The sequence below is a fragment of the Silvimonas amylolytica genome (genome assembly GCF_014645555.1).
GTDB classification, from domain to species: domain Bacteria; phylum Pseudomonadota; class Gammaproteobacteria; order Burkholderiales; family Chitinibacteraceae; genus Silvimonas; species Silvimonas amylolytica.
Genome location: NZ_BMLY01000004.1, coordinates 164,060 through 187,430 on the forward strand (window position 1 = coordinate 164,060; position 23,371 = coordinate 187,430).

The following is a 23,371-nucleotide window of genomic DNA, read 5'->3' on the forward strand; positions in this document are numbered from 1 at the left end:
TTACCGCTCAGGCAGGGTCCCGCAATAGAGCCAGTGCTGTAACCCGACTCAAGCGTCTACGTTCCCATGCGGTGACTGCGCTGGCCAGGAGCACGCCACTGGCTACGCTCACCAGCGGCAGCCAGCCGTTGAAGTGCACCGGCAAGTCCAGCACCTCCTTGCCCAGTGCCCAACCGGCTACGCTGGCGCCCAGCCCGGCAACGAGCCCGGCGACGGCACCAATCGCCAAACCTTCCCAACGCTGGATTGCCGCAATGTGATGCCGCTGCGCACCCAGTGCCCGCAAAATGGCGACCTCCCGCTGCCGCTCGGGTGCCGTCGTTTCCAGTGCGGCCACCAGTACGACCAGTGCGGCGACAAGACAAAACACGAACACCAGGCTCAACGCACTCGTGGCCAATCCGAGCACGCGACGTACTTCAGCCAGCACTTCGCCCACGTCGATAACCGTGACATTGGGGTATGCACTGACAAGTTGGGGTACCAGCGCGGTGTTGTCTGGCGGCAAATAAAAGCTGGTGATCAGGCTGGCGGGCAGATTGCGGAACAATGCACGCGTGCCAGTGACAAAGAAATTGACCCGGAACGAATCCCAGTCAACCTTGCGCAGGTTGAGCACGCGCGCGGTGATGGGTGTGCCGGCGACATCAAAAGTCAGTTCGTCACCCACCTTGATGTGCAAGGTTTCGGCAATGCCACTCTCGACCGAGAACCCCGGTTCGGACTCGCGCAGTGGTACCCCGGCCACAAGGCGGTTATCGTCCCGCAGGGTATCACCCCAGGATAGATTGAACTCACGCTCCGCCAGTTGACGCGCGCGATCCTCCTTGTAGACATCGACTTTGACCGGCTGGCCGTTCTGCGCAGTCCAGCGCCCCCTGATCATGGGTTGCAGTGGCGCGTCGGTAACGCCGCCTGCTTGTAGCGTATGGCCAAAGGCAATAGCTTGGGCCGGCTGGATATTGATCGCAAACTGGTTGGGGGCCCGCTCCGGGATCTTGCTTTGCCAACTGGCCAATAGATCGTGTTCGACAACGGTCAACAACCAGACGCCCAGCAAACCCATGGCCAGGGCCGCCATTTGCGCCATCGATAACCAGCGGCGCCGAATCAGCTGACGCAAGGCAATCCGTGCGGCAAACCCGCGGCTGAATCGCCCGAGCAAGGTCAGACATGCCCATCCCAGCAAAGCGGAAGCCACCAGGGCGCCCCCCATGGCGCCGAGCACAATCAACGTCAGTTTGAGCCGGCCGCCCAACCAGAACATCAATGCAATCGCACAGAGTCCAGCCAGTAACCAGGTCGCCCAGACCGATGCTGGCGCACTGCTATCGTGACGGAGTACGCGTACCGGAGGAGTGCGGGCCAGTTGTAATAGAGCAGGCCCAGCGGTGCCCAGCAGCAAAATGCCACCAAGCCCGGCAGCAATCAGCCAGTGCCACAAGTCACCCGGTGGGAGAGGGGCTGGCAGGCTGTTACGCACCAGCCAGGCCAGCATGGCCTGAGCGGACCACCCGATTGCACCGCCAATGAGTGCCGCCAGTAACCACAGGATCAGCAACTCGGCCCATAACATGCTGGCGATACGACGGCGGGATGCACCGATCGCTACAAACAGCGCAACGGCATCCGTCTGGCGCAGTGCGTGACGGCGTGCGGCCAGTAACACGGCGGCGGAGGCCAGCGCTGCGGCGAGCAGTGTGACAAGGCGCAAGAAGTCTTCGGCGCGCTCCAGTGTGACTTTGACCTCTGGCCGAGCGCTGCGGACGTCTTCCAGTCGCTCGCCACGTTGCAGTTGGGGCCGTGTGGTGGCCTTCCATTGCGTGACGTCTTGTGGCGCGCCCGCGACCAGCAAGCGATAGCGCACGCGGCTGCCAAAGCCAAGCAAACCGGTCGCAGGCAGATCTGCCGCATTCATGGTCAACCGGGGTTGCGTGCTGGAGAAATCCAGCGCGGCATCAGGTTCTTTGTCCAGGAGTGCTGCCACTTTGAACTGACTTAGTCCCAGATCCAGCGTGGAACCCACCTTTAGCCCAAGCAGCACGGCAAGACGTGGATCAATCCAGACCTCGCCCGGGGCAGGGATACCATGGGTTTGGCGCACACCTGCACCGGCTTGCAGCGTGACGGTGCCCCGCAGCGGATAACCGCTGTTTACGGCTTTGATCGCGGCCAGACGGGTTTTGCCGTTGCTACTGACCATGCTGGGAAAACCGGCGGTATGTGTCGCTGTTAAATGCGCGGCGGTGGCACTTTGCTCGTAACGCGCGGGGACAGGATGATCCGCAGACAGCACGGCATCGGCAGCCAGCAAGGTATTGGCCTGTGCATTCAGCAAACTGCCCATGCGCCCGGTCAGAATGCCCACGGCGGTGAGTGCTGCGACGGTCACGATCAACGCGGCCAGCAACGTGCGGTAATCCCCTGCTATCAGCCCTCGCCGGAAGCGGCGCCAGGTCAATCGCCAGATCATGCGGACACCCATTCGAGCATGCGGCCGGCCTCCAGCCGCAGGCGCGCACCACAACGGCCTGCCAGCGTTTCATCGTGCGTCACCAGTACCAGGGTAGCGCCCGTTTCGCGATTCAATTCAAACAGCAAATCGGCCACGTGTTCGCCAGTGTGGCTGTCCAGGCTGCCCGTAGGCTCATCGGCAAACAGGATGTCCGGCTGCGTGGCAAATGCGCGGGCCAGCGCCACCCGTTGCTGTTCGCCGCCAGATAGGGTGCGTGGGGTGTGATCCAGCCGTTTACTTAAACCCACTCGGTCCAGCCAGTGGCGGGCGGTATCGCGCAGTTGTGCGGCAGGGGTTTTATTACCCAGGAGCTCCAGCGGCAGCATGACGTTTTCCAATGCGGACAATTCTGGCAGCAACTGGAATGACTGAAACACAAAGCCGGCATGCGCGCCACGCAGACGGGCCCGACCATCTTCATCCAGTGTTGACAAAGACTGGCCAGCCAGACGAACTTCGCCGTGGCTAGGGGTATCCAGGCCTGCCAGCAGTGACAGAAGGGTAGATTTGCCCGAGCCAGAGGCCCCCACAATGGCCAGGCTCTGACCACCTGTGAGCGTGAACGAGATATCGTGCAGAATGTCGATGGTTTCATCGCCGGCCAAAACGCGCTTGCCCAGCGCATCGGCCGCCAGCATGTCAGGAGAAACAGAATTGCGTAGATCGTTCATTGTGGCTGCTTTGATCCTGTTGATCAGCAAAGTGGCTTTTGCGGCAACGGCCACACCGGTGATGCTGGTGTTTGGCGATAGCCTGTCTGCAGGTTACGGGCTGGCGGCCGATCAAGCGTGGCCCAGCGTGTTGCAACGTGATCTTGCGGGCACCAAAACGCCATACCGCGTCGTGAATGCCAGCGTGTCTGGTGAAACTACTGCGGGCGGATTGACCCGGCTACCCGCGGCGCTTAAAGAGCATCATCCAAAGCTGGTAGTGCTGGAGCTAGGGGCCAACGATGGCCTGCGCGGTTTGCCGGTTGATGCTGCGCAACGCAACCTTGCCCGGATGATTGAACTGGCACAAGCAGCTGGCGCCAAAGTCCACCTGATTGGCATGCAGATGCCACCTAACTTTGGCCCGGATTACACCCGCAGCTTTGCCAATATGTATCCCGCGCTGGCCAAACAGTATCGCACTGGTTTGACGCCATTTTTGCTGGCGCCGGTCATCATGCACCCGGACTTGTTCCAGTCCGATCAACTTCACCCCACAGCCGCTGGCCAGCCCTTGCTGGCGACGCAGATACGCAAAGATCTGGCGCCGCTGCTATGACATGGGCTTCGCTGGCGTAGGACAACAAAAAAGGTGCGAAAATTCGCACCTTTTTTTTCGGGATCGCATTTAATTGCGATCTGCGGGTCCTTGCGGTTGGGTTTCCACCAGCTTGACCACTTGTTCCACCCCGGAAACCACGCTGGCGGCCTGGGCCGCACGGTCAGCCACATCAGGTTTGGCGATGCCCATCAGATAAACCACTTTGCGCTCGGTGATCACCACCAGATGCAGACCGCTGGAATCCATACCGCTTTGGCTGACAATGGACGTCTTCACGCGCGTGGTCAGTTGAGTATCGTTCAGGCGGTCGGTGGTTGAGGACACCGGGCCCACCACGGTGGAGTTATAGACGCGGCGCACGCCGGGCTGGCTTTGCGCGATCTGTTGCACGCGGTCGTGTGCATCGGCGGTCGGCACTTCACCGGTCAACAGGACCACGCCATTGAAGATGTTCACGTTGACGTGCGCCTGGTCTTTCCAGGTATCGTTAATGTTGGCGCCGATACGGTTACCCAGATCGACATCCGTCTTGATGGTATCGGCCTGACGGGGGTCAGTACCAATCAGCACACCCAGCGCTGCGCCACCGGCAAATACCAGCGGCACGCAGCCTTGCAGACCAATCATGACCGCAGCACTGGCCGCAGCCAACAATTTTTTGTTGATCAAACCTTTCATTGCTTATTCGCCCCCTAACAGCAAATAGTCGATGGCGTCACACATCGCATGAATGATGGTGACATGCATTTCCTTGATGCGCGCACTACGTTCCACCGGTACGCACAGCAATGTGTCTTCATTGGAGAGAATGTCCGCCACCTGGCCGCCATCGCGCCCAGTCAACGCAATCACGCTCATCTGGCGATCATGTGCCGCGTGTATGGCAGAAATGACGTTGGCAGAGTTCCCGGAGGTGGAGATCGCCAGCAGGACATCACCAGCGCGGCCAATGGCGTGGACCTGACGTGAGAACACCATGTCAAAGTCGTAATCGTTGGCGATCGCGGTCATGGCAGAGGTATCTGTCGACAAGGCAATCGCTGACAAGCCTGGGCGTTCACGCTCAAAGCGGCCGACCATTTCCGTGGCGAAATACTGCGCATCAGCCGCAGAGCCGCCGTTACCACAGGTCAGAATCTTGCCGTCGGCAATCAGTGTTTGCATCAGGCGTTCAGCCGCCTGCGCAATTTGCGGTGCCAGAATCTCCCGTGTGAGTTCAGCGGCGCTGATCCCGTCGTCAAAGTGCTGGCGCACGCGTTGCATCAAATCCATTCAGTCAATATCCGTCAGAAGCGTCAATACAGTTTTTTAGCCACTCAAGCCGGCTACCTTCGATGATCATTGCATCAAAGCGGCACGGCGGCTGGGGCTGCAATTGGGCCAGATAAAGGGCCGAGGTGGCAAGCAATCTGGCCTGTTTGGCAGGTGTAATACTGAAAGCCGCCCCACCAAAGCGCGTATTGCGGCGCTGGCGTACTTCCACAAATACCAGCGTTTCACCTTCTTGCGCAATCAAGTCGATCTCACCAAAGCGGCAATGCCAGTTGCGGGCAATGATGGTCAGCCCGCGCGCAGTGAGGTAATCCGCCGCGCGCGCCTCAGAGATATCGCCTTGCTGCCTCATGGCGCAGAAGCCGGGGCGGACGCCGTTACGGGTGTTTCTGTGTAGCCCGGCGCTTCGGCATTGGGAATGCTCACGGACAGCGTACCGGAGGTTAACTCTCGCTGGATGACATTGTGTGAGTCCATGCGCAGACGGCCGCTGAGGCCATCAGGAACAGAGATCTGGTCGGGTGGCGTGACTAACAATGCGGCCGCAATTTTCCAGGCATCGACCCCCATTGCAAACAGCCGTTCCAGATCATTGGAAGGTGAGCGGGCATGTTCATAGATCTTGTACTCCGGGTTGTCCGGGTTGATCAGCCAGGGCATGTCCAGATAATGAATGCCCGCCAGGTCCAGCAGCGCCGTGGTCGACTGCTTGCCGGTGTTGATCTGGCTGGTGGCGTAAATGGGCCGACCTGTACCAATAAACGGCCGTACCCGGCGTGCCATACGTTCATCCATCGCCAGGAACACCGCGTCGACATCAGATAGATCCAGCTGAGCCTTCAGTTGCGGCATGTCTTTAGGGCCGAGTTTGATCACCGATGCACCTTCGACGCCCAACGCGCGCCAGCCGTCGGTAAAGCCCTGAGTCATGCGCAAGGGCAGGGCACCATCGACCGACACCACCATCGGATGTGCGTAACCGTCCGCCCGCATTTGCCGGGCCACCTGCGCGGCCTCGGCCTCAATCGACAAACTGAAGCTAAAGAGATGTAACTGGCGCGGGGTTTCGGAGTCGAAGCTATTGAGCGCGAGCACCGGGAAAGAGAACTCGCCACTATCGGCCAGCTTGTTGACTGCGCTCTTGGTCAGCGGCCCGATCACCGCCGCAGCACCCATCTGGCTGGCTCGCTCAAACTGCGCCAGGATGTCTTCATCGGCATCGGTAGTGTCAAAGACACGTAATGGCGGCTGATTGCCATCTGATAATGCGGATTCCGCCGCAAATAAACCGGATTTGATCGCCTCGACTGCCGGGCGCCATGCTTTGGCTTTGGTCGGCAACAACACGGCGATAAAATTGCCGCCCTTTACGGGGGCGGCTTGCGGGCTGGAGGCGGCGGCTGACACAGGCGCACTCGCAGCCTCGCTGGCAGGCTGGCTTGCTGCGGGTGCGGAGGCAATCCGGAACTGCACAACGGGCTCCGCACGCAGCGGACTGGCCGCCAGCATGGTCAAGCCGTATAGTACGGCCGCGACACCGCGCATTACCGCAGGGAGAACCCGAGCGTGCATACAGAGCCTTTAATTGTCAGTAAGTCTTCATTATATGTGGTGGCCACGCCCATCGGGAACCTGCAAGACATGACCTCACGCGCCATAGACGTGCTGCGCGGTGTGGATGTCATCGCCGCAGAAGATACCCGCGTCACCGGCCAGCTGCTCAAGCATTTTGGCATCAATACGCCCATGATCAGCTTGCGTGAGCACAACGAGCGCGCAATGGCAGAAAAACTGGTCCTGCGCCTGCAAGCCGGCGATTCCGTCGCCCAGGTATCAGACGCCGGTACTCCCGCCATTTCTGACCCCGGCGCACAACTTGTCGCCGCCGTTCACGCCGCTGGCCTGCGTGTCGTGCCCGTGCCTGGCGCCTCCGCCTTGACCACAGCATTATCAGGCGCAGGCTTCACCTGCCCGCACACACTGTTCTACGGGTTCTTGCCGCCCAAATCGCGCCAGCGCCAGGACGCGATCGCCCCACTGACCACATTGCCCTACGCCACTGTATTTTATGAAGCGCCGCACCGCATCCTCGACACCCTCAACGATCTGGCCAACGGCTTTGGCCACGACCGCGTCGCCCTCATCGCCCGTGAACTGACCAAAACCTTCGAAACCCTGCGCCGCGCCCCCCTGGGCGAACTGCTGCCGTGGGCCGAGGCGGACAGCAACCAGCAGCGGGGCGAATTCGTCATCGTCATCGACGCAGCCCCGCCCGCAGAACCCGATGAAGCCAACACCCATGACCATGTATTACAGCCTCTCCTGGCAGAATTGCCACTAAAACAAGCGGTTGCGATCGCCCAGAACATCACCGGTGCCCCCCGCAACGCCCTGTACGAGCGAGCGCTGGAACTCAAAAAAGACATGCAAACGTAACAAGCACTTGCCAGGCGGGCCGTATCTGGTTAATAATCCCGCCTCCTGCCCGAGTGGTGGAACTGGTAGACGCGCCGGACTCAAAATCCGGTTCCGAAAGGAGTGTCGGTTCGATTCCGACCTCGGGCACCAGATTCCCTTCCAAAGTTGTCTTAGGAAGGCTCAAAACCCCAGAAGAATCAACGCTTCTGGGGTTTTTTGTTTTTCAGATTGTCCGAAGCGGTCGGGGGTAGATTGCTTGAGTCGGGGGTAACTTGGGGGTAGATTTGGGGGTAACTTCTACCCCCAGAAAGAGGTTCTTACCCCCATGCCGCTTAGCGATCTCGCCTGCCGAAATGCCAAAGGCAAAGACAAGCCCTACAAGCTGACCGACGGCTTCGGCATGTTTTTGTTGGTCAGTACCAACGGATCTCGTTGGTGGCGTTTGAAGTATCGATTTGCAGGCAAGGAGAAGCAGCTCTCGCTTGGCGTGTACCCAGAAGTGAGTCTGGTTGAGGCTCGTCGTTTGCGAGAGGACGCGCGAAAATTGATCGCCGATGGCATTGACCCAGGCTTGATGCGCAAGGATGAAAAAGCGAAGCAAGCTGCTGCCTATAGCAACACCTTCGAATCAGTTGGTCGGGCCTGGCATAAGCGCAATCTGGGAAAATGGTCGAAAGATCACGCAAGTCGCATTTTGACCCGGCTGGAGACAGATGTTTTTCCGCTGATTGGGGAACGACCTGTAGCTGAGCTGAAAACGCGTGATCTGCTGGTGCCACTGCGCAAGGTGGAGGCGCGAGGCACCCTGGATTCTGCCGGGCGTATTCGGCAGTACATTACCGGCATCATGCGCTACGCGGTTCAGAACGATCTGATCGACGCCAATCCTGCCGCTGACATGGCAGGTGCTATCGCCGTCCAGAAAACCAAGCACCGCCCCGCTTTACGACTTGAGCAGATTCCTGAGCTTCTAAGTCGTATTGAAGGCTATAACGGGAGGCCGATCACTACGCTGGCGCTGCGATTTACACTTCTGACTTTCGTGAGATCCAGCGAACTGCGCTTTATGCGATGGGATGAGATTGATTTTGCTCGTGCGGTCTGGACCATTCCGGCCGATCGGGAAGAGATCGAAGGCGTTAAATTCTCCCACCGTGGGGCAAAGATGCGTGAGCCCCATATCGTGCCCCTCTCTCACCAGGCAGTCGAGATTCTGGAAACATTGCGTCAACTGACCGGTAATTTCGATCTCGTATTCGCTGGTGATCATAACCGGGGTAAGCCTATGAGTGAGAACACGGTCAACGCAGCCTTGCGGCGGCTGGGCTATGACACAACCACAGAAGTTTGCGGTCATGGCTTTCGCGCCATGGCATGTAGTGCTTTGCTTGAGTCCGGCCTGTGGAGCTCAGACGCTATTGAGCGGCAAATGAGCCACAAGGAGCGTAACGGCGTTCGCGCAGCCTATACACATCGAGCGGAATTCATTCAACAGCGACAACTCATGGTTGCCTGGTGGGCCGACTGGCTTGATGCTGTAAAACATGGTTATATCCCGCCGCACGATTTTGCGCCCGAATCGAGTGTGAACAACAACGTCGTTTCGCTCGGCAAACGTAAATCCGCGTGATTGTCCTAAGGCGTGGAGTCAGGGACTGCATGCAGTATCAATGAGCAAAGAAAAAGGCCTGCATTGATGGCAGGCCTTGGCTGCTGGCTAGTCAACCCAGAGTCGGACGGGTAGGGCAGCATGCGGTGAGTGTTCCTTTATTCTTTACGATCAACCCTGGTCCGCTGCGAAATCCATTCCTGCAGCTCACTCATCTTCCACCCTGCTGCACGAGCGCCAATTTTGACGGGCAGTGGAAATGAGGGGTCGTGATATTTGCTATTTGGGTTCATCCGGTCGTAGATGCTGCTTTTGCTAAGACCAGTGAGTGCCTGGACAGTTACTCTTCTTACAATTGATTCAGTCACGATGGAAGCTCTCTTTTGAAAAGGTGTTGCTTGGTGGTTGGCGAGCCATGAAGCGCTTTTGGATTCTTGGCATTGGTCAATCAAGGGGATTTGCTGCTCCCTGGTGTGCCATTGGGGCTCTGGCTGCGCACTTCGGGTGCACTAGGTTGTTGAACCTGTCCCGGACGAAGTCCGCCTGACTTCCTTTCGTGTTGCTGCATCCTGAGCTGGTGCACGTCTTCTTCGAGCTTCTCGCGCAAGTTGGGTGTGAGGTCTTCTAGCAAATGCTGAAGCCAGAGTAGATCGCTGTTCAACTTCCGCAATTCATTGTTCTTTGTTGTTAAGTCCTGGTTCTTTTTGGTCAACTTGGTGTTTGCCTGCGCCAGATGTTCCAGACGTTCCTCATTGACTCGTTGCTTGTTGGCTTCGCTGATGCTTTTCTGAGTGATTTGCTCGCAGTACTTCCTCCATTCCTCGATTTCCCGGAGGTAGGCGGGGAGAGCTAGTTTTCGGCGCCTCTCGTGTTCTTCCCACTTTGAAAGACCATCTTGGTAACTGCGCTTGAGTGCCGAACTCGCCAGAAAACCAGGGTCAACAGGCTTCGGCAGCGTTTTGGGGTAGGTAGGGCAAGGCGGGATAGTGGGCGGTGGAAGAGAACCCTCTGAGGTCAACTGATAGAGCCGTTGGGGCGGGATATGTTTCCGTCCTGAGCCCACTTGCCCGCGTTCCAGTTGAAACGCCATGCCCAAGTGTTGATGCCAGTAATTCTGGAGCTCATGAAGTTTTTTCCGACCATCCAGCGTTGCTGCTGCGGACAGCTTGTAATGAGCGGGGCTTGTGTAGGAGTGTGTAACCGTCTCCAGCTTTCCATCCTTGCCCTTCTTTTTCTTGGGAATGAGCCGCCGTTGAGCGGATACCGAAATCAATGGCACTACATACGCAACGAGATGTGGGGTGGCTTCATCGAGTTGCAAATTAACTGCAATGACATTTGCTGACTCGTACATTTCCTCGAGCAGGTACAAAGCATTTTTGGCAAAGGTGTGCGGGTCAACCGGCATCGATTTACGAGACCAAGCCCTTGGGCTCGCAGTGATGAGGTATTCAATAGCCAGCACCGGATTAGGGGATTTCTTGCCAGCCAGAGCCACCCTTGCGTTGACAGCCATGAGCAGCGCGCGTGAGTTGGTTACCGGCTTCAAATCCTGATTTTGGTGTGTACGCGAAGCGTCGGCATTTGGGGTCGGAATTTCACGCCAGGTATGCTGGCCGCTGCCGAGAATGGCTGCTGCGGTTTTCAGTTTCGCAATCCGGAGAATGAGGTAATCGGTCATTTCGATGTCCTTTTGGAGAGGTGCCCCGTATACACACTACGGAGTGCGTAATTGGCATTGCTATCGGAGCTGTTCTTACTTGCGACGTGCGTGCCCAAGAGTGGTCGGTGGGAATGACGGATTTCCAGTGTTTCAGAGATGAAGGGAAGGTTCGAATGTGGCATGGCTGCGCCATTGTGTTAAGCGAGAGCCCAGCCTAGTGAACTGACAAGTGAAAAGAAAATCAGCAAAAATTTAACAGCCATAATTTGATCTGCTGTTTGATGTTGACGATATCTTATTTATTTAAGTAAATCAGTGGTTTGTATTTGATTTTTCAGTTTTTTAAAATTTGTTTTGTTTTTATTTTTTCATTAAAAAATATATATAAATCAGTCTGTTATGAAATTATTTTAAATTTTTTAAAACGACTTTTCGGGACTTGAAAAGCATGCACTATGCCGCGTTCCTCTTTGCTTCTAACTGATGTTGACGCGAAGTATTTTTGTGAAGATGTTTTGCGGTTGGGAGATATAAAAGCCTACAAAAAACCGGATTTTGGTAGGTAAATAATTGAGAATGATGTTTATTACCTACGAAAAACCTACAAAAAACCGGTTTTTAGTTGGATTGCTCTTGTTTTTGATTCGTTTGATCTTAAAGCAGACAAAAACCGGTTCTTGGGGGTAAGGGTTTCAGAGGGGGCTTTGTAGCTATCCGGGCCAGGGCGCTGCCAGGGAAAGAGGGGGGTACGTTTTGGCGTTTATGCCAACTGCCCGCGGAGGTTGGATAGAGTCGACACATTTTGTCGGCAGATTTTTTGAAAACTTTGACTGATTCTCAGATCGTCCGCGCAGAGCTGCCAGAAGTGTGTCGCTGCTTTTGCCGAGTGCTGCCAAACTGCTTCATCAGCAGAGGGTGGAAGTTCAGGCGCATACGGCCTCTCGAGAACAACCCCGTTTTTCATGGGCGCGTAGAACATCGGCAACATGTCATAAATAGGAGCCAGTAAGAGCCCGGGCCGAAAGGACAAATTGCCTTCATGCATGTCGGAATTTGCAATCAAACGCCCGAACCACCAGACGCGCTCTATCTGCTCGACTTGTTCTCCGCTCAGCCAACCTTCAGCGCACAACCGAGCTGCCACCTTGGGCCATGTGGTTGGTACAACCCCCAGCAGTGCGGCGTTGAGACTTCCCAGCGAGCATGTTGCTGATCGCCCGCTTAGCCCATGGCGGTCAAAACGACCCACTTCCAGAAAAGTTCGGCCAGCTAAGTGATAGACGCGACTTACGGATGCTTTGACATCCAAGTGTCTCGACAACGTTTCAAGGGCCAAGTGCTCGCAAATCAGTAAGTCGGCCCAGCGTTGGGTTGCGGCCGATTCGTCAGCGGCAGTGAACTTAACCAGGACATCAGTTGGTTGTCCCGCAATGATCCGGCTAGCTGTGAACTTTGGAAACTCTCCTCCCAGCAATGCGATGGGGACTCTTTCACCTCCATTGATTTCCGCCAGGCGGGGGTACGCTTCTTCGAGTTCAGCATCGCTCAGCAGAGTCTTGTTCGCAGATATAAATCGCTGATATGAGGCATCACCTAAAATCAGGTTCCCGGGTAAATCATGTCCTACCTTGACCAAGGCATGGACTAACTCGTCATCGGTCCAATCCTCAGGATTTCCTGATATCAGGAATCCCAGAATGTGCTGCCAGTCAACATGGCGCCCCAAAAAACCTTGGGGCCGGATGTCCATCAAGGGATAGGGCAAGCCGTCAAACCAACCGCCCTGTGATTCGCCTGGTAAGGGCCAACCTAGGTTGGTCGCCGTGATCAGCGCGGAACCTTCTGGATATACAAGGTCGAGCACACCAATCTGAGATCCGTGTCCTTCCCCATCAACCCGGTACAACGGAATCGGCATGGTCAGCCCACGTAGTTGGCGCCGCAATGCATGGCGCTCCTGGTCGAGGGCTCCAAGACTGACGATGTGACCCTTCAGTTCAGAAATCGCATGCTTAAGCGTTGATCGATCGGCCCACTCGGGACGTGCAAGCAAGCCGTCTGTAGAAATACGAGGGTTAGCACGCAACGCAGCAAGTAGTTTGTCTTGGGGTAACTTGGACATGCTGGCTCGCTCATGGATCGACGTATGAGTTGAAGGTAAGGCGGAAGTCTCTTCATCGCAATGCCCGAGAAAAAGCACCTGCGGGGATCCGCCACCTCCGATGGATATCTAGCCAAGTTCAGCACTTCTAGATACGGTCTGTTTTCAGGGGTTTCTTGGCCCCGGCAAAAAATGAAAGCATGCCATTTGTCTGCAATCCTCGACTTGTCGCTACACGTTTTCATCATTTTTGCGCCGTTTTCTTCGCACGTCATACCTCAAGTTCTTGAGCGAAAAACCACTGTGTACGTCTGCTAAAACCGACCAGATCTGCTCGATCTATAATTTCTCATTAATTACTAAAACTATATTGATGTTGACGTTTTTTAAAAATTAGCTTTCTTGTTTTGTGTAAACATTTGATAAATAACACAAATTTTAAATTGAGTAATTGAGGCGGGTTTTATTGCGATCTCGTGAAAACCAGGGTAAGCTTACAACACGGGTGCGACTTCCGCACCAGGCTACGAGGAAAAAGGAGGGGCTATGTGAACGTACTTCTTCTCAGCGATCTGCATCTCGAGTTTTGTGACCTGCGGTGTGACCTAAAAGATGGAGAAGTTGATGTGGTGGTTCTTGCAGGGGACATCCATACCGGTGACAGAGCTTTGGATTGGGCTACCAGGGAGTTCCGAAACTCGCAGGTGATCTACATTCCAGGCAATCACGAGTACTACCGCGGCGAGTACCACGAAGTGCTGGCCAAACTGCGAGAGGGTGCATCTGAACGGGGGATCCATCTGTTGGAGCGCAATACGGTCACTATCGATGATGTCAGTTTCTTTGGCACGACGCTCTGGACGGATATGGCGCTCTTTGGGCACGACCAGGAAGGCTCCCCAAGCGGCATTAAGGAGGCGGATCTCTATATGAACGATTTCAGGCAAATCCGGCTTAAGGAAGATGGTGGGGAGCGCCGCTTTTGTGCTGCGGACTCGGTTGAATTGCATAAGGAGAGCGTGACGTGGTTGCGGGATTCCCTGAGGAATCACAACGGGAAGTCTTTTGTGATTACCCATCATTCCCCCAGCTTTCGCAGCGTCCCCGACAGATACTCCCAATCTTTGCTGTCTGCTGCTTTTTCCTCAAATCTTGACGATCTTGTTGGTTTGGCAGATGTCTGGGCTCACGGGCATACCCATGATTCCTTTGATTACTTGGTGGGTAAATGCCGAGTTGTTTGCAACCCGCGCGGCTACACACGTCCTTGGAGCACCTCGCAGGAAAATATTGAGTTCAACCCTCGCATGATTGTGACGATCTAACATGCCTCGGCAAGAAGGCGTTTGGTTTGCCGGGGACCTTCACGGAGGGTTCCCGGAACTTATTCGATGCGCTCGGGACCTCCGTCCCGCGGCGATCATCCTTATGGGCGATATTGAGGCTCCTGCCATGCTGGACGAAGTTCTAGCTCCTCTACTCGAGCACACCGAACCGTGGTGGATTGTCGGTAACCATGACACGGATAGTCCGCAGACCTACGACCATCTATTCAAATCTAGGCTTGCCGACCGCAACCTGCACGGCAGAGTGGTCGACATCGCTGGGTACAGAATTGCGGGGCTGGGAGGTGTTTTCCGGAAACAAGTCTGGATGCCACCGCAAGGCCCGAAATTTGAGTCACCGCGGGATTATCTGGATAGCTGTGGCAAAGGGAATTGGTGGCGCGGCGGACTGCCGCTCCGCCATAGAAGTACGATTTTCAGATCGGACATGGGCTTTGCACTTGCCGAACGGGCAGACATCCTGGTCTGTCACGAAGCGCCTAGTTGCCATCCACATGGAATTGCCGCGATTGATGAGTTGGCGCGCACTCTCGGTGTGCGCCGTGTTTTTCATGGTCACCACCATCAGCTATATGTCCAACCTGACACCGGGTTGGGCTTCTCTACGGTGGGAACTGGCCTCCGCGGGATCGTCGACGTGTCTGGAGAGATCGTCTTCGCTGGGGAAAAGTGATGTTTAGACCAACCGGCTTAGCACCTCAGACTCACAGGCCCATATTGTTTCTAGATTTTGATGGGGTACTTCATCCCAATTGGGTGTACTGCGAAGAAGGCCGGCCTGTGATTAAAGAGGATCCTATCGATGGCACGCTCGGTGAGCTTTTCATGTGGGTACATCACTTGGATGCAGCTCTGAAAGACTACCCAGAGGTAAGAATCATTCTCTCTACCAGTTGGGTGAAGGGATACGGCTTTGAGCGAACTAAAGCTTATCTCCCCGAGAGCCTGCAGCTGAGGGTCATCGGCGGAACGTGGGATCCAAGTTTCAACAAAAGGGAATATGACAAGAAAACCCGCTGCCAGGAAATTGTTGCGTGCGTTGTCAGGGAAAGGCTAGAGCGTTGGTGTGCTGTCGATGATGACGTCTGGGATTGGTCGCCCAAATACAAGGAGCATCTTGTTGCAACGGACTCCAGGAAAGGGCTCGGTGATCCAGCTGCCTTAGCCAGGTTGGGCGAGCTACTCACGGCGATGGTCGTATGACAAAAACTACTAACTGTCAGGTTTGCTAATCAATATGAATCCAAAATTTTATGGACATCAAAAATACTCCGGTCTATGGCTGGCCTCCAGGCGAGGTGACGCCTCGGCTTGCCGGCACATTGGTAAGCGACAACGTAAATCGCCGCTCTGTGTTCACCTATGAGGCAGATTGGCTTGCGTCTGGTTATTCGTTTCTCAGTCCGGACTTTAAAGCGAGTCCACAGAGCCTCAGAGTACCTACCTCTCCAGGACAGTCTGGGCTCTACGGCTTGTTTCAGGATACGAGCCCCGATCTGTTTGGGCAAAAAGCTCAGGAAGTAAGGTTTGGTCGAGAAGTTGCTGGGCGCTTAGAGGCGGCTACTCGATGTCAGGTAAACGGTGCTGGTGCTTTAGCTCTTGGAGAATTGCTCCCGGAACGATTGCAACTCGTTGCACAAGAGGATTTTCTGGATCGATTGCGTGCACGCCGTCGAACCAAAGCGCCAGAGATCGAAATTGAAGAACTGATTTTGCAAGACCTTAAGCAATTGCCCGGCATCGGTGGAATGAAACCCAAACTTACCGTCCTCTCTAAGAGGGATGAGTACATTTTCAAATTTAAAGAACTAGGCGACGATCCGTGGTCACTACATGCTGAGTCAGCGTTGTTGGAAATGGCCAAAGCATCTGGAATCAATGCTTGTGATTCGCAGGTAGTGGAGCTCCCGTCAGATTACGGAAATGGAATTCTGATCAGAAGATTTGATCGATGTGCGGTTGCTGAAGGGCAGTTGAGAATTGGATATGCAAGTGCGGCTACAGTGGCAGGACTGGATCAACCCTCTCGAGTTAACGCAGATTTGACCATGTCCGCTACTAATACCGTTCCACCCCACAGGATCGCTCGCAGTTACCCGACACTGGTGGCCAAAATGCGGCGCTGGGTCGGGAGTGATGAACAGCATCGGAGACAAGCACAAGAACTGTGGCGGCGAATTGTCTTCAACCTGCTGACCCGGAATTGTGACGACCACCCACGTAATACGGGCTTTCTCTTCAATTCAAACTCGCGGATCTGGGAGTTGTCCCCAGCTTTTGATATTTCGACTCTGGTTTTGAATTTAGCTTTGCCCTGTGCTGCGTCGGATTATTTGGTCGAAACATCCACCCGTGCCCGTCGGAAGCCCTTGGGCGTGATCAACGTTGCGAATCGCGAGCGCTTGATTGACGCAGCGGAACTTCATTACTTTTGGGATCGTACCGCAGCCGCTGATTGGTTTGATTCGACCCGGGAATTGGTCCGAACGCGGTGGCGTGAATTTCTTGTTGAGACTGGAGTACCCGAGAAGTTCGTAGGGGCCTACGAGACCACCCTGGGGACCGATTGGCCGCAGCGCTGATAATAATATTATCTGCAAATGTAGTGATATGAGGGCGATTGAAATCATTGAAGTAGCCGCACAACTTGAGACGCTGACTGATGCAGCGATTCCAGGCAAAGAGTTTCTCTCCTGAGGGAGGGTGCGCTGCTCATTTTGGAGGGAATCGGAGTGATGGCAGGAAAGGCGGCGAATTTCTGATGACGTTTTATTCAATTTTCTGCAAGTAGATATGTGGCTTTCTTCAAATGGAAAAGTTATGACCGCACATTATCGAAGGATTTGGAGATTGCCACTTTTGGATTGCTGCGATGGTAGTGGGGACCAAATATTGGAGCTATCGGAAGAACTACTGATCGAATTGGGTTGGCCCGAAGGAACGCTCTTGCTGATCGAATCGCATCCTGAGGGGGTGTTGCTTAGGAGAACTGATCAACTGCACCCGACACAGGCACAAGATGGGGTTGTGCCGGAATAATCTACTCACCAAAAAATCTTAGATTCCTTACCAAGGTTAATCGTTGAACGACGATTAACCTTGCACGAGTTTTTTGTAAATTTCTTGCTTTTAATGGGGATTTAATATGTTTGATTATGTCGAAATTAAAGAAGAAAATATTGTTGGTCTTTCGAATGAATTGAAAAATTATCTTCTGAGCGTTTTTGGAAGAAAAATTAAATGTAGTCCGAATGTTGTTTCTAATTCTATCGAAGTTTCTTCCCCTGAGTGCGCGCTCTATCTTAGGGTCGGGGGGACTTCAGTAAATTGGCCAAAGAATACACTCGTCATCGCTCGTCTTGGCTTTAAGGAAACTAGATATGGTCACGGGGCAAGGCTCCTTAGGTTCTTCTTGGAGACACAGGGTGTTCATGGTTGCAGCTATATTGGCATTGAGTCTGCCAATGAGAAAGCCGTAGCTTTTGGTATGAAATTTGGCTTGGCCTGCCTTCCTGGCTATTCCGACATGCTTGCGGCTTCTATAGAGGTTGTTAGGGAGCATCTGCTCGCACATGGAGTTATGCACGAAGAAAGGGAGGTTTACTAACCATGGGCACATGTCTCGATGTGTGATTCGGCCCGCGCCCGGGCGACGGGGTGTAATGTGGAATTACACTCCCTCTCTGCATGAAGGTTTTGATGCTTGGGTGGCGGGTGCAATGACCGTTCACTCCTTCGGTGCGCGAGTGGGCCCGCGTCCGGGCGAGGGGGTGTAACGTGGCATTGCACCCCCTCTCTGCATGAAGGTTTTGATGCGAGGGTGGTGGGTGCAATGACCGTGCACTACCTTGGTGTGCGATTCGGCCCGCATCTGGGCGACGGGGTGTAACGTGGCATTACATCCCCTCTCTGCATGAAGGTTTTGATGCGTGGTTGGCGGGTGCAATGAACGTTCACTTCCTCGGTGTGCGAGTTGGCTGGCGTCCGGGCGAGGGGTGTAACGTGGCATTACACCCCCTCTCTGCATGAAGGTTTTGATGCGAGGGTGGTAGGTGCAATGACCGTTCACCCCCTCAGTGTGCGAGCTGGCCCGCGAACAGGCAATGGGGTGTAACCAGCGTCGTCAATCACGTGAATGTGATGGAAACCAACTGTGTTTTTCCTAAGTGCTACGCGGGAGACAGAGAAGCGGCCTAGGTTGCTTCTTTTTTTCTTGGGCTTGAATCTTTTACGATCGGTATTCCGATTGAATATTAATAAGGGGACCGTAACGTGGCATTACACCCCTTGCCTCGGGATGAGGTTTTACTAGGTGAACGGGGGGGGCAAAAAGACAATCCATCCGCTCGGCGTTTGACCTAGAACGTGTTCTGACAAGGGGGTGTAACGTGGCATTCCACCCCCCCGGCATGAGGCTTTACTGGGTGAACGGGGGTGCAAAAAGACAATCCATCCGCTCGGCGTTTGACCTGGAACGTGTCCTGACAAGGGGGTGTAACGTGGCATTACACCCCGGTCTCGACAGATGTTTTAATGGGCGAACGCCGTGTACACATTACTTGGGTAATGTGTACATGAGCGACCTTAAGTGGTCGGCACTAATTGTGAAGAGCCAGGATAGTGCGTGCATTGGGCCCGCGCCTTAGTGCAGTGATCCAAGCACAAGCGCATGGCTTGCTTCGATATGACTGGGAAGTTGAGTGTCGGTCGCTTATATGCACCGAACTGGAAATGATCTGGCGATGACCGCCAATTCACCGAGCAATTTTGCGTAAGAGCGGGAACGCCAAGATTTTAAGAGAGGAGTTGTCTGAAAAAGTAGAGAATAGATTCGAGAAAGAGCGTTGTTTGTCGGAAAATGTCGCGTTTAGCTTGTTTTATGTCTAAAAACTGTCGTGGTAGCTGGTTTTATGAAAAATGCGATCACAGCAATCATGAGGCCCGGATTGCCTTCTTCTACCTAGGGCAGGTTGTTGGCCGAAGTGGTCACGAGGGTCGCTGGGTTAAATTGCTGATGTCGGCCAGTTGCTGATTCTCACTACATCGCTACACTCCAGTCATTGGCACTCTCAAGTCTGCATAAGTAATGCCACTACTCCTTTCAAACCCAGAAGGTTTTACCGTCGAGTTCGATGTAGATGGCTACCAATTTCCTTCGTCCAAAGATCACTGGGACAGTAATTGGTTATATGTCAAAGGGAACGTGCATCATCCTCGAGGCTCATGGACCTTCCGCGACCCATCGCTAACGACGTTTGAACTTGAGCAACTAGCCGCTTGGTTTCGCCAACTTCGGCCATTGTCCAGTTCGATACGGCCATGTTTTTTTACTGAGCCCTGCCTTACGTTCAGTTTTGCCGACGAGCCAGAGCCAACCATTAACCTGGCACTCTCTCATGAATGCTCTCCCCCCTGGCTGCAAGGCCAAGAGCGCCTCGACGGCATTTCAATGTCTTTCCCCACGAAATCAACCAATCCTGGCCACTTGGAGGGAGCTGTCCTGGATATGTTAAAGAAATTTCCAGTCCGTTCCGCGTAATGTTATTACGTATTAGATGCCTTGTTACCAGGATGCGAACTTCCGTTTTACTGCGTCAGGTGGGTTAGGTTTGGGTGCAAATCAACAGCAAGTGCTTGGCATGCCAGACACCCTCATCGAACTGGAACACAAGCTCAGGTAGTTGACCAACCAGCCCGACCCCGGGATATCAGCTGAGTTGCTGGGCCATCTCCTGGATCACAACGTGAACTATGGTGCGAACCAGTCGTTCTTCGCCGCTCAGTGGGGCGCCCAGTTCCTTTCGATGTTGCCGAAGTAGGTCATTCTCGCTCAGCATCTCTTCGTATAGTTGCTTCGCCTGGCCGACGATTTGGCTCACCAGATTGTCCAGCACACGTTCGGCCGGCTTCTTGGGCAGGCCCAACTTCACGCCAGCGGCAATCAGCACCCCCCGATTCATCTGCTCGAGTCGCGCTACGCCGTCGTCTAGCGGCCATGCCATTTCTCGGTTCTTCCAGTTCGCGCCTCCACCATCGCGAAAAGCAGTTGTGTCGTATACAGCCTCGGACAGCAGATCGTAGGTCGGGGTCAATTCAAAGCCGGTGCTGAGCATGAAAAAACTCAGGTTCTTTAGATGAGCGTCGGTATTCCCAACGAGCACGTTGAATACCAGCCACTCAAACAACTTCAGGCGTGACTGAAGTGTGCTTCGGCTGCGTTTAGCGAAGGACTCGAGCCGCAACAGGCTCCCTTGGCTGTATTTGTAGACGGCAGCCAGATTGTCGAGCTGACAGGCATCGATGATGTGTCGGCGCTGCCAGATGCCGTCCTTCTCAAAACGGTCAAAGCGCTCGACCAGGTAGACTGGGGAGGGTGTGTAGTGCCGAAAGACCGCAGGCACCTGCATTTGAGTGTGACCCAGCCGACGAGCCAGACTCATCACAAACCACTCATTGATAACCGAATGAGGGTAGGCCTCATGCTCATGGTTCGGTTTCAGGATGTGCGTTGACATGGACGCACCCTCCGGCTCGTACAACACCCCATCCTCGTACACTACGGCTAACTTGTTCTGGGCGCCAGCCAGCGACATCCGTTTTGGTGCCTCATGGGAGAGTGGCAGACGTGGCAAGTTTTCGATGCGCCGTTGCAAGTTGGCATCGTCCAACAAGCAACGCAGCCCATCTGCAGGGACATCAGCCCCCATTGGCAGTAACGTCAACGAACCGGCAGACTCCTGACCGTAGTGCTCGAGCAGGCCGAACGCATCGCTGGCTGTTACTTTGGCGTCGTTGGCCAGTGCTTCGCGGTGTGCGGCCTCCGGCAGCAGGTTATCGAAGTACCACTGCACCGGACGGTTGGTCCCTCCGTCGAGCAGCTGTCCCTCCTGAAGTGGCAAGTGTGGGCTGAGCGGAAATGCCGAGCGCAGGGTTAGCCAGCTCGAGTCGTACTGGAATGCCCATATGCTGCCGACCTCGTCCAGGCGACCCACCACTTGGTGGTTGATGTAGACCATCAATTGTCGGGCTGGCAATTCCATTACGATCCCTTTTTATTCAGTTTCTTTAACTCGGCGCAGGAAATACCGGGCAGGCTGCTGTCTCCCCGAGAAGCGTGCTGGATTAGTGTTTGTCCAACCCCATCTTGAGGCACTAGCCAAGAGGCACGCTTCAGAGGGAGCTTTTTACCCAGCATCAGCTTTCAAATTCAGCACCCTGATATGCGGTCAGTAAAAGCTTCAAACAATTACTTCAAGGGCTTCCCGTTTTTTTCGCACGCCGGACCAATTCCTTCTCGGCCCCTTCGGGAAGGTCAACGATGACCTCAATACCGAGGGCCTCGAGAACCTTGAACAGCTTGCCCCACTGCACGGTATCTGCACCGTTTTCGAGCCGCCCCATGAAGTTCTCGCTGACACCGAGAATCTCGGCAAGCAAGTCCTGCCGAATGAACTGGTGTTTCCTGGTTGCACGCACCAGTTCACCAAGCTGGTCGGGGGAGTCGAGTTTGATTTTCATGAGAGCCTCCCGAGACATCATCAAGTATTCCTTTGTAGACGAAGGATTATAATCACAAGGAGAAACTTTGCTGACAATTTCCTTCATTTATGGGGGATTATTATCTGATACAGGAGTGAAAAGGCGCTTTTCCTGAATCAGTGAAGGATTACTCAACAGGAAAAATGAAAATGGAAATTTTCCTTCGTTGAGAGAGGATTTTGCGTCTCAGACAAAGATTGCAGGAGCTTCTGCAGACTCCGTCGAAGTTGGTGTTTTTCTTATGAGTGCTTTCGTAACATGACACGACCGCCGTCGTAGTCATTCTTACTAGAGATAGTAGATCGCATCGCAGGGCAAACATCCGTAGTTTGCTGTTCATCTGCTTAGAGTTGATTCGGATGCTTATCGGCCGAAGCGGACGTTCTTACTTCATGGCTTCGCCGTCCGTTTTCGATCCAAAGCGGACGCGCTGCCCAGCAACAGCGCCTGACTTGAAGTCCGTAAAATTGTCAGCATCGCTCTCCTGATCTCCCAAAAATGACCGTACCATGAGTGGAGTATGGTGTTTTATAGCCGGCCGCCATTCCTTCAAGAAGTGAGCGCTACAACGTCACGACTATTTTGCCGATCTGTTGATTGGACTCGAGATACCGATGCGCATCGACAATATCCTCAAATGAAAAACTGCGGTCTATCGCTGGCTTGAGCGCCCCCCGGCAAGTCCGTCGAGGATAAAACGGGTTGCGCGGGCAAGGCACTCGGGGTCATTGACCACTTCACTGAAGACATATCCGCGCACAGTCAGGCTTTTGCGCAATGCTGTTTTGAGCGGATACAGCGTCGGCTCCGGGCTGAGCGCACCATGAACAATCAGCATGCCAAACGGGCTCATGGCCTCGGCAATGTCGGCGAGTTGCGGGCCACCTACCGCATCAAAAGCAACCTGTAATCCCTTGTCACCGGTCATTTCTCTTATGCGCGCCAGTAGGGGTTCTTCTTGTGTGGCAATAACATGCTCGGCACCGCCGGCAATCACTGCAGCCTTCTTGGTGCTTGTCAGTGTCGTGCCGATGGGCGTAGCTCCGAGCATTCTGGCGATCTGTATCGCTCCGAGCCCAACACTGCTTGACGCTGCTGTAATCAGTACCGTATCACCCGGACTCAAAGCTGCCGTTTCAACCAGTGCGCCATAGGGCGTCAGGTATTGCATCCAGGCTGAAGCAGCTTCTGCAAATGACAAACCGGCCGGCTTGAGGGCCAGATATTGCTGCGGCACCACCAGCTCGTCTGCATAGTAGCCATAGCGGGAAGCGCCAAGCTGGGGAACAACACACACAGGATCCCCAATCCGCAAGTCGTTAACCTCTGGGCCAACTCCAATCACGACCCCAGCAGCCTCGTAGCCTACGGTCGAGGGTAGAACTGCCTGCTCAATGTACTGGCCACGCCGGAACATGGCGTCGGCGCGATTCAGCGCAAGCGCTTTCACGGCAATCCGCACATCGGTTGATGCGAGGGTCTGTCGCGGCAGGGTTTCAATTTGCAGGACTTCGGGACCGCCCAGTTGATGAAAACGCACAACCCGCACGGTTTGCCTTTGGTTATCAATACTTATGCTCATCGCGATACCTCCTGCCGATGGCGCCACGCGACGCGGACGCCATCGCAAACAGCA

22 protein-coding genes and 1 tRNA gene are annotated in these 23,371 nt (G+C 54.6%); 10 read left to right on the forward strand and 13 right to left on the reverse strand.

Going from position 1 to position 23,371, the window contains the following annotated elements:
- Positions 1 to 7: 7 nt before the first annotated feature.
- Together IEX44_RS13100 and IEX44_RS13105 are read right to left on the reverse strand one after the other, a co-directional pair.
- Entirely contained in the window at positions 8 to 2,473 is a 2,466-nt protein-coding gene (locus tag IEX44_RS13100) for an ABC transporter permease (RefSeq protein WP_188694461.1), read from the reverse strand.
- A complete protein-coding gene (locus IEX44_RS13105) occupies positions 2,470 to 3,186 on the reverse strand; it encodes an ABC transporter ATP-binding protein (protein WP_229679079.1) in 717 nt (238 codons plus the stop codon). The genes IEX44_RS13100 and IEX44_RS13105 overlap by 4 nt, the downstream gene beginning before the upstream one ends.
- Here IEX44_RS13105 and IEX44_RS13110 point away from each other — a divergent pair.
- Positions 3,170 to 3,784 carry an arylesterase gene (locus IEX44_RS13110; RefSeq protein ID WP_229679080.1) on the forward strand — a complete coding sequence of 205 codons (615 nt, stop codon included), beginning with the start codon at positions 3,170 to 3,172 and terminating at the stop codon, positions 3,782 to 3,784. The two genes, IEX44_RS13105 and IEX44_RS13110, sit on opposite strands and share 17 nt — an antisense overlap.
- Positions 3,785 to 3,853: 69 nt before the next feature.
- Here IEX44_RS13110 and IEX44_RS13115 read toward each other — a convergent pair whose 3' ends face one another.
- From IEX44_RS13115 to IEX44_RS13130, 4 genes are read right to left on the reverse strand one after another with little or no spacing between them, the layout of a single operon-like run.
- Positions 3,854 to 4,465, reverse strand: a complete 612-nt coding sequence (locus IEX44_RS13115) for a BON domain-containing protein (RefSeq protein WP_188694467.1) — start codon at positions 4,463 to 4,465, stop codon at positions 3,854 to 3,856.
- Positions 4,466 to 4,468: 3 nt separating this feature from the next.
- A complete protein-coding gene (locus IEX44_RS13120) occupies positions 4,469 to 5,059 on the reverse strand; it encodes a phosphoheptose isomerase (protein WP_188694470.1) in 591 nt (196 codons plus the stop codon).
- Between the two features lie 4 nt (positions 5,060 to 5,063).
- Positions 5,064 to 5,411 carry a YraN family protein gene (locus tag IEX44_RS13125; protein WP_188694473.1) on the reverse strand — a complete coding sequence of 116 codons (348 nt, stop codon included), beginning with the start codon at positions 5,409 to 5,411 and terminating at the stop codon, positions 5,064 to 5,066.
- Positions 5,408 to 6,568, reverse strand: a complete 1,161-nt coding sequence (locus IEX44_RS13130; protein ID WP_229679082.1) for a penicillin-binding protein activator — start codon at positions 6,566 to 6,568, stop codon at positions 5,408 to 5,410. The genes IEX44_RS13125 and IEX44_RS13130 overlap by 4 nt, the downstream gene beginning before the upstream one ends.
- 99 nt (positions 6,569 to 6,667) lie before the next feature.
- On the opposite strand from IEX44_RS13130, the gene rsmI reads away from it, so the two are divergent.
- The 3 genes from rsmI (at position 6,668) to IEX44_RS13145 (ending at position 9,107) form a co-directional block, all read left to right on the forward strand.
- Complete coding sequence (gene rsmI, locus IEX44_RS13135; RefSeq protein ID WP_268238907.1) at positions 6,668 to 7,495, forward strand: 16S rRNA (cytidine(1402)-2'-O)-methyltransferase; 828 nt, start codon at positions 6,668 to 6,670, stop codon at positions 7,493 to 7,495.
- A 47-nt stretch (positions 7,496 to 7,542) separates the two neighbouring features.
- Positions 7,543 to 7,627, forward strand: a tRNA-Leu gene (locus tag IEX44_RS13140).
- A 175-nt stretch (positions 7,628 to 7,802) separates the two neighbouring features.
- Positions 7,803 to 9,107 carry a tyrosine-type recombinase/integrase gene (locus IEX44_RS13145; RefSeq protein ID WP_188694478.1) on the forward strand — a complete coding sequence of 435 codons (1,305 nt, stop codon included), beginning with the start codon at positions 7,803 to 7,805 and terminating at the stop codon, positions 9,105 to 9,107.
- 137 nt (positions 9,108 to 9,244) lie between these two features.
- Here the strand turns inward: IEX44_RS13145 and IEX44_RS13150 are convergent, their stop codons facing one another.
- The 3 genes from IEX44_RS13150 to yjjJ all read right to left on the reverse strand — a co-directional run bounded on the left by IEX44_RS13150 (position 9,245) and on the right by yjjJ (position 12,871).
- Complete coding sequence (locus IEX44_RS13150; RefSeq protein WP_229679086.1) at positions 9,245 to 9,454, reverse strand: helix-turn-helix transcriptional regulator; 210 nt, start codon at positions 9,452 to 9,454, stop codon at positions 9,245 to 9,247.
- An 80-nt stretch (positions 9,455 to 9,534) separates the two neighbouring features.
- On the reverse strand, positions 9,535 to 10,767 hold the full coding sequence (mobV, locus tag IEX44_RS13155) for a MobV family relaxase (RefSeq protein ID WP_188694481.1): 1,233 nt from the start codon (positions 10,765 to 10,767) through the stop codon (positions 9,535 to 9,537).
- 742 nt (positions 10,768 to 11,509) lie between these two features.
- Complete coding sequence (gene yjjJ / locus IEX44_RS13160) at positions 11,510 to 12,871, reverse strand: type II toxin-antitoxin system HipA family toxin YjjJ (protein ID WP_188694487.1); 1,362 nt, start codon at positions 12,869 to 12,871, stop codon at positions 11,510 to 11,512.
- Between the two features lie 527 nt (positions 12,872 to 13,398).
- On the opposite strand from yjjJ, the gene IEX44_RS13165 reads away from it, so the two are divergent.
- From IEX44_RS13165 to IEX44_RS21370, 6 genes are all read left to right on the forward strand, one after another.
- Positions 13,399 to 14,175 (forward strand): metallophosphoesterase, encoded by a 777-nt coding sequence (locus IEX44_RS13165; RefSeq protein ID WP_188694491.1) that lies wholly within the window; start codon positions 13,399 to 13,401, stop codon positions 14,173 to 14,175.
- Position 14,176: 1 nt separating this feature from the next.
- Positions 14,177 to 14,869: a metallophosphoesterase family protein gene (locus IEX44_RS13170; RefSeq protein WP_188694494.1), complete on the forward strand. Its 693-nt coding sequence runs from the start codon at positions 14,177 to 14,179 to the stop codon at positions 14,867 to 14,869.
- Positions 14,869 to 15,399 carry an HAD domain-containing protein gene (locus IEX44_RS13175; protein ID WP_188694497.1) on the forward strand — a complete coding sequence of 177 codons (531 nt, stop codon included), beginning with the start codon at positions 14,869 to 14,871 and terminating at the stop codon, positions 15,397 to 15,399. The genes IEX44_RS13170 and IEX44_RS13175 overlap by 1 nt, the downstream gene beginning before the upstream one ends.
- Positions 15,400 to 15,449: 50 nt before the next feature.
- Positions 15,450 to 16,778: a type II toxin-antitoxin system HipA family toxin gene (locus IEX44_RS13180; RefSeq protein WP_188694500.1), complete on the forward strand. Its 1,329-nt coding sequence runs from the start codon at positions 15,450 to 15,452 to the stop codon at positions 16,776 to 16,778.
- A 563-nt stretch (positions 16,779 to 17,341) separates the two neighbouring features.
- Positions 17,342 to 17,803: a hypothetical protein gene (locus tag IEX44_RS13185; RefSeq protein ID WP_188694502.1), complete on the forward strand. Its 462-nt coding sequence runs from the start codon at positions 17,342 to 17,344 to the stop codon at positions 17,801 to 17,803.
- A gap of 1,479 nt (positions 17,804 to 19,282) precedes the next feature.
- Entirely contained in the window at positions 19,283 to 19,735 is a 453-nt protein-coding gene (locus tag IEX44_RS21370; RefSeq protein WP_444544662.1) for a WapI family immunity protein, read from the forward strand.
- 169 nt (positions 19,736 to 19,904) lie between these two features.
- Here IEX44_RS21370 and IEX44_RS13190 read toward each other — a convergent pair whose 3' ends face one another.
- From IEX44_RS13190 to IEX44_RS13200, 4 genes are all read right to left on the reverse strand, one after another.
- Positions 19,905 to 21,236 (reverse strand): HipA domain-containing protein, encoded by a 1,332-nt coding sequence (locus tag IEX44_RS13190; protein ID WP_188694506.1) that lies wholly within the window; start codon positions 21,234 to 21,236, stop codon positions 19,905 to 19,907.
- A gap of 211 nt (positions 21,237 to 21,447) precedes the next feature.
- On the reverse strand, positions 21,448 to 21,714 hold the full coding sequence (locus IEX44_RS13195) for a helix-turn-helix domain-containing protein (protein WP_188694509.1): 267 nt from the start codon (positions 21,712 to 21,714) through the stop codon (positions 21,448 to 21,450).
- Positions 21,715 to 22,298: 584 nt separating this feature from the next.
- Positions 22,299 to 22,454, reverse strand: coding sequence for a zinc-binding dehydrogenase (locus tag IEX44_RS21075; protein WP_229679088.1), 156 nt, complete (start codon positions 22,452 to 22,454; stop codon positions 22,299 to 22,301).
- A complete protein-coding gene (locus IEX44_RS13200) occupies positions 22,388 to 23,317 on the reverse strand; it encodes a zinc-dependent alcohol dehydrogenase family protein (protein ID WP_229679090.1) in 930 nt (309 codons plus the stop codon). Before IEX44_RS13200 ends, IEX44_RS21075 begins: the two co-directional genes overlap by 67 nt.
- Between the last annotated feature and the right edge of the window lie 54 nt (positions 23,318 to 23,371).